This window comes from Hyphomonas sp. (assembly GCF_041689225.1).
Lineage (GTDB): Bacteria > Pseudomonadota > Alphaproteobacteria > Caulobacterales > Hyphomonadaceae > Hyphomonas.
Window position 1 is genome coordinate 1 of the sequence record NZ_JBDNGN010000124.1, and the last position, 5,663, is coordinate 5,663.

A 5,663-nucleotide genomic window follows, 5' to 3' on the forward strand; every position below is an offset into this window, starting at 1 on the left:
CCAAGGCAACCGCCTTGATCACCCGACTGCGAATATCCTGAGAATAACTCTTGCCCATGATCCACCTCCAAGACGAGGGAATCACAAACCAGTCCAATTGGGAATCCTCCGCGATTCACATTTGGAGAGGGATGCTCTAGTGAAGCTTGGTAATCTTCAACTTGTCGATCTTGGCCCGCGTCTGGATTGATTCCTTGGAGCGGGTCATCGCCTTGCTGATCGCATTCAGGCTCATGCCCTTTCCAACCAGGAGGTGCAGTTTCTGTACCTCGTCAGTGGTCCATGCCTGACGGTGGCGTTCAAACTTCTCTGCCATGCGGGCGTCCTTGCCTTGGCCGCCAATACGGTGGGCCTAAGGCTTCAGGTTAACCCAAGGCATGCCGCTTCGCGATACCTTATCTGCCAAAAGCCGCGCCAGCTACACCACGCGACGCAGTGAGCCATCGTGTCTGGCGGGTAAAGTCACGGTTTCGGATTGGTCCGGGACAGCGGGGGGCCGCTTCTTCAGTATCCCGGCTTCGACGAGATCGGCAGGCCGTTTCGGGCGACCGAACAGGTAGCCTTGAAGTTCCGTGCAGCCTTCTATCTTCAGCATTTCAGCCTGGCGTTCCGTTTCGACGCCTTCGGCCGTCGTCCGTATGCCCAGGCTGCGCCCCAGGCCGACAACGGCCCGGACGATTGCAACGCATTCGTCGCTTGATTCCATTTTCTGGACGAACGACTTGTCGATCTTGATCTTGTCGAACGGAAAGATCCGAAGCAGGCTGAGCGAAGAAAATCCCGTCCCGAAATCATCCAGCGAAATCGTGACACCCAGCTTGTGCAGGGCATGCAGCATGCTGAGGCTCTCTTCCGTGTCGTCGAACAGCGCCGTCTCGGTGATCTCGAAATCGACGCGCTTCGCATCGACCCCGGTCTGGGCCAGCGCGTGGGCCACGGTCGTGATCAGCGACCTGTTTCGAACCTGCAGCGGCGACAGGTTGATCGCTATCTTGACAGATTCATCCCATGTCGCGGCTTCGCGCAGCGCCTCGCGAATAATCCAGTCGCCCACGCGCGTGATCATGCCCGCCTGTTCAAGGATCGGCACGAACGTGTCCGGACCGACCGCACCCCGGGTTGGATGATTCCAGCGGACAAGCGTTTCAAACGATCCGAACCGTCCCGACTTGGCGTGAAATATGGGTTGGTAAGTCAGGCTGAACTCGTTTCTTTGCAGCGCGGTTCGCAGATCGTCTTCGATCGCAATGCGTTCGCTGACATCATCGTTCAACTTACTATCAAAGAAGCAGACCGTGTCACGGCCAGCCCGTTTTGACGCCAACAGCGCCAGGTCGGAAAATTTCAACAGACTTGAGGTTTTCTGCGAATGTTCCGGATAGATAGAAATGCCGACACTGACGCTGGATTGTGCGCTGATTCCGCCAATCCGGACAGGTTCCGACAGGGCCTGCTGGATTTTAACAGCCATCGCCATGGCCTCACCCCGACTTGACAGTTCATTCTGCAAAACCACGAATTCATCACCGCCAAAACGCGCGACCATGTCACTCGGACCCAACAGTTCCTGGATACGCCGGGCTGTCTCTTTAAGATACTTGTCGCCGACATCATGACCGTACACGTCATTAATGGTTTTGAACCGGTCAACATCCATAGCATGCAGCGCAAAACTGGATGCGCCGGCATCTGTGTCATTAAGCGCATCTTCGATGGCTTCCAGCAGCATCTCGCGGTTGGGTACTCCCGTTAGCGAGTCAAAATGCGCCAAGTCAAATATCTGCTTTTCAGCGAGGCGCTTTTCGGTGACATTCGAGGCAACGCCGCGATAACCTTCAAACTTGCCATCATCCGCAAAAACGGGCTTGGCTGAAATCCGCCACCAGTACGTGCTTCCAGTCCGCAGGCCCGGCAAGACGAGGTTGTTTATCTCTGCATTCGTTGCGAGAGCGGCGCGCAGGCGATCCATTTCTGGTCGCGCCTCCAAGTTGGTCGCGTCGAAAAAGCTGGCGAGGTTCTGGTTCTCCAGATCGGAAACCGCAATCCGGCTTCGTTCGGACAGGGTTTCGGACGGCCGCACGAGCCGGTGTTCGGCATCCGCTTCCCACAGGGTGGCTGAAGCCGCCTGTTCGAACTCATTCAACAGCAGACTGATAACGCCTTTCTGCTTTTTAAGAAGGTGCGTCTGGTCTTCCAATTCAAACTGTTGCGACCATGAACGGACGTAGTTGGAGAAATTCCAAGATGTCGTCCGCACCATGACAATGGTAAAAGTTCCCAGAAGCGCCAGAACGGTTATCTGTTCGCTACCATTACCCATTCGCAGAAAACCGAGTCCCAATCCAAATGACATTGATGCGACAAACGGAATCGCAGCGCCCGGCAGGGTGGACAGCACAAACGACGCGCCGGTCATCATCCCCACACAGATGCAGAGAATGATCGCAATATCAAACCCTTCGGCGGTTGGCAGCAGCAGGACCGGGCACATTGACCAGGCAAGTCCCAACACTGCCGATTCCGCAATGGGGCGAAACAGGGCCTTAACCGACCGCGGCCGCGGCAACGACTTGCGCCTGCCCGCGCGCAACGCAGCGAACATACCCAGCAGGGCCATGACCAGCATGATGCCCGTCCAGATATACAATTCCTCCGAAGGCCTGTGAATGCACAAATAGACGATCAGGATGGCAGAGTTGGCCGAACTGGCGATCAGGCCGAAGGGAAAAAGCTGCCGAAATGTGTGCAATTGCATGCCGCGCACATAGCTTGCGTGCTCTCCAGGCATCGTGGATCGGCTGGAGGCTTTGTCCAGCGTCGTTGCAAATGGTCTTTTCACTACAACCTCTCCCCACGCGCCCGGGAACGCCCAGGACAATCGTCATTTCGTGCTTTAACTATCATGTGAAATGAAAAAATTGTTTAAGTGAAATGATGAAAATGCGCCCTCCTTGCAAGGGGGATTCCTCCCGCAATTCGCCATGAACCAAACCTAGGTTCGCTTCATGATCGCCCTCCGATACCTTCTCCTCGCCGTCTGTTTCACGGCGAGCCTGTCGCTCAGTGCGTGCAGCGCTGAACCCGCCACGCGTGCCTGCAACCCGGTCAGCTTCGACGGAGCGCCCTACACCGTGTGCAAATTAGACGCGACCGGGTCCGACATACGCCTCTTCCTCAACGATCCGGAATGCGCACCCTACGGCCAGTGCAGCCGCCTTTCCGAGCAACTTGAACCGGAAGGCAAGACCCTCGCCTTTGCCATGAATGGCGGCATGTATCATGGCGACCAGCGCGCCGTCGGCCTCTATGTCGAAGAGGGTCACCAGGTCGCCCCGCTGGTCCGGTCCGCCGGCCCCGGCAATTTCGGCATGCTGCCCATTGGCGTCTTTTGGCTCGACAGTTCGGCTGCGGGCATTGCTGAAACCAGTGCCTATGACACGCGCTTCCCCCTAACCTAGCCGCGCTTTGCCACCCAGTCCGGTCCGATGCTGGTGCTCGACGGCGCGCTGCATCCGGACTTCAACGAGGACGGTCCCAGCCGCAAGCGCCGCAACGGCGTCGGGCTCAGCGCCGATGGCCGGCAGGCCTATTTCGCGATCAGCGATGCGCCCGTGAAATTCCACAGTTTCGCCCGCCTCTTCCGCGACCATCTCGGCACGCCAAACGCGCTCCATCTCGATGGCGTCGTGTCACGTCTCTACGTCCCGGATCTGAAGCGCGACGAATCCGGCCTCGACATGGGCCCCATCGTCGCCGTGGTTGAATCGCGCGCCGCAGCGCCCTGACACATTTCGGCCTCGCCCCTGCCCTATGGGGGCGTGAGGTTGAAACAGGAGCAGACGCCATGGTCGCCGATACAGTGTGCGTTATTTTCGGAATCTACGCCCTCGCCGCCGGGCTCGGCATGGTGATCGAACCGGGCCGGGCCACCCGCGTACTCGACGAATTCGATACCAGTCCGGCACTCGCCTATGTCACCGGCGCCTTCATGTTCTTCCTCGGCGCGGCCGTGCTCGCCCTCGTCGACGATTTTGCCACGGTTACGCGGGGCATCACCACCGTGCTCGCCGCAGGCATGATCATCGAAAGCCTGCTGATGCTGGCCTGGCCGAAACCAATCTTCGCACTCGCCCGCTGGATGGTACCGGAAGACGATCATGTACGCGGCTTCGGCCTCGTCACCATGGCCTTCGGTCTCGTCATCGCCGTGCTGGGCATCGTATAGGGCCCTATGGCTGTGAGACATTTCACGTAGGGCAATCATATGCCGAAATACCTGAAATACGCGGCGATACTGCTTGGCGTCCTGGTGGGTTCGTTTCCATCGTGCGCAGCGCCCTGGAATCCCGGCTGGAGGCTGAATCCAGTGCTGTGGTCTGGATGAAGAGCAACAAGCAATTCGAGATGGACAGCTGTGAAACATCCGATGATGGCGAACTCGGTCAGGGCACGCTGTCCTTTATTGGTACCGACGGCACGTCTTACTGGGTCAAGGGACGCGTCAGGCTCAACGAGTCAGGGCGGGTAATCTCGAACCAGTTCTATTATTCAAGCAACAGTTTCCAGACGCTGGCTGTCCTCAAGGCAGGCGCTGTGGCCGCCGCCGCCGGGGGCTGCTCTGTGTCCCGCGACTGCGATTAGGCCAGGCACCCGGGTTGCGTTGTATCCGGAACTGGCATCATTTCCCGCGTGAAGCATAACCCGCAAGACTGGTGAAAATGTCCCAACCGCCCCTCACCCTTTACGGCCTGAAGAATTGCGACACGTGCAAGAAGGCCATGACCGCCCTCACAGGGTCAGGCCGCGAGGTCGCCTTTGTCGATATCCGCGCCGAGGCAGACCTGCCCGCACGTGTTCCCGCCTGGCTGAAAGCCGTCGGCGCGGAGGAACTGGTCAACCGCCGCTCGAAGACATGGCGCGGCCTCACGACCGCGCAGCAGGCCACCGCTCTCGGCGATGGCGCCGTCCTGCTGATTGAAAACCCGACGCTGATCAAGCGCCCGGTCATCGACACGGGCGCTGATATCATTGTCGGCTGGGACAAGGGCACAGAGCAGGCATTGCAGGCCTGACGCCTGGTCCTTCGACTTTGCGTCAAAGCGTTGCCGCGCGGTTTCGATCTCCTCCAGATAGCGCTCGGCCCAGACACAGACACCGCAGAACGCCGCCCCGAGGCTCTCTCCCAGCGGCGTCAGCGCGTATTCCACTTTCGGCGGCACAACCGGATAGACTGTCCGCGTCACCAGTCCATCGCGCTCCATCAGCCGCAGCGTCTGCGTCAGCATCTTCTGGCTGATGCCTTCAACAGCCCGGCCGATTTCGGAGAAACGCATCACACCATTGTCTTGCAGCTCTTCCAGAATCAGCAGCGTCCACTTATCGGCCACGCGCCCGATCAACTCATTCACCAGCAAATCTATTTTTGGGTCCGTCTCGGGTGGCAGAATATCGAGACGGACTTCTGCCTCCGCAATTTGTTCCGTCGTAAAGGACGAATTCCGTGTCATGGCTCACACTCTCTTTTTGGTATACTCCGAGTCCTGCGGAAGCCGAATTTGATGGCTTGACGGCTGGGCTTGGAACGATTCAGCTATGCCCATGATCCGCACCGGCTTTCTTTCCTCATCAGACCGTATTGAGCTTGAGGCTTGCGTGCGTCGCCA

General features: G+C 58.4%; 5 protein-coding genes and 2 pseudogenes. 4 read left to right on the top strand and 3 right to left on the bottom strand.

The annotated features are described in order from the left end of the window. Positions 1-136: 136 nt before the first annotated feature. Both ACESNB_RS12395 and ACESNB_RS12400 read right to left on the bottom strand, forming a co-directional pair. A complete protein-coding gene (locus tag ACESNB_RS12395) occupies positions 137-316 on the bottom strand; it encodes a hypothetical protein (protein ID WP_373007745.1) in 180 nt (59 codons plus the stop codon). Between the two features lie 102 nt (positions 317-418). Further along, positions 419-2,839 (bottom strand): putative bifunctional diguanylate cyclase/phosphodiesterase, encoded by a 2,421-nt coding sequence (locus tag ACESNB_RS12400; RefSeq protein ID WP_373007747.1) that lies wholly within the window; start codon positions 2,837-2,839, stop codon positions 419-421. A 166-nt stretch (positions 2,840-3,005) separates the two neighbouring features. Between ACESNB_RS12400 and ACESNB_RS12405 the strand changes: the two are divergent. The 4 genes and pseudogenes from ACESNB_RS12405 (at position 3,006) to ACESNB_RS12420 (ending at position 5,072) form a co-directional block, all read left to right on the top strand. Next, a pseudogene (locus ACESNB_RS12405) lies at positions 3,006-3,785 on the top strand (phosphodiester glycosidase family protein). Positions 3,786-3,844: 59 nt separating this feature from the next. After that, a complete protein-coding gene (locus ACESNB_RS12410) occupies positions 3,845-4,225 on the top strand; it encodes a hypothetical protein (RefSeq protein WP_373007749.1) in 381 nt (126 codons plus the stop codon). A gap of 101 nt (positions 4,226-4,326) precedes the next feature. Continuing rightward, positions 4,327-4,641, top strand: a complete 315-nt coding sequence (locus ACESNB_RS12415; RefSeq protein ID WP_373007751.1) for a hypothetical protein — start codon at positions 4,327-4,329, stop codon at positions 4,639-4,641. 137 nt (positions 4,642-4,778) lie between these two features. Beyond that, entirely contained in the window at positions 4,779-5,072 is a 294-nt protein-coding gene (locus ACESNB_RS12420) for an ArsC/Spx/MgsR family protein (protein ID WP_373007753.1), read from the top strand. A 15-nt stretch (positions 5,073-5,087) separates the two neighbouring features. On the opposite strand, the pseudogene ACESNB_RS12425 reads toward ACESNB_RS12420, so the two are convergent. Then, positions 5,088-5,507 (bottom strand): annotated as a pseudogene (locus tag ACESNB_RS12425) (winged helix-turn-helix transcriptional regulator); the annotation flags it as partial. Positions 5,508-5,663 lie beyond the last annotated feature (156 nt).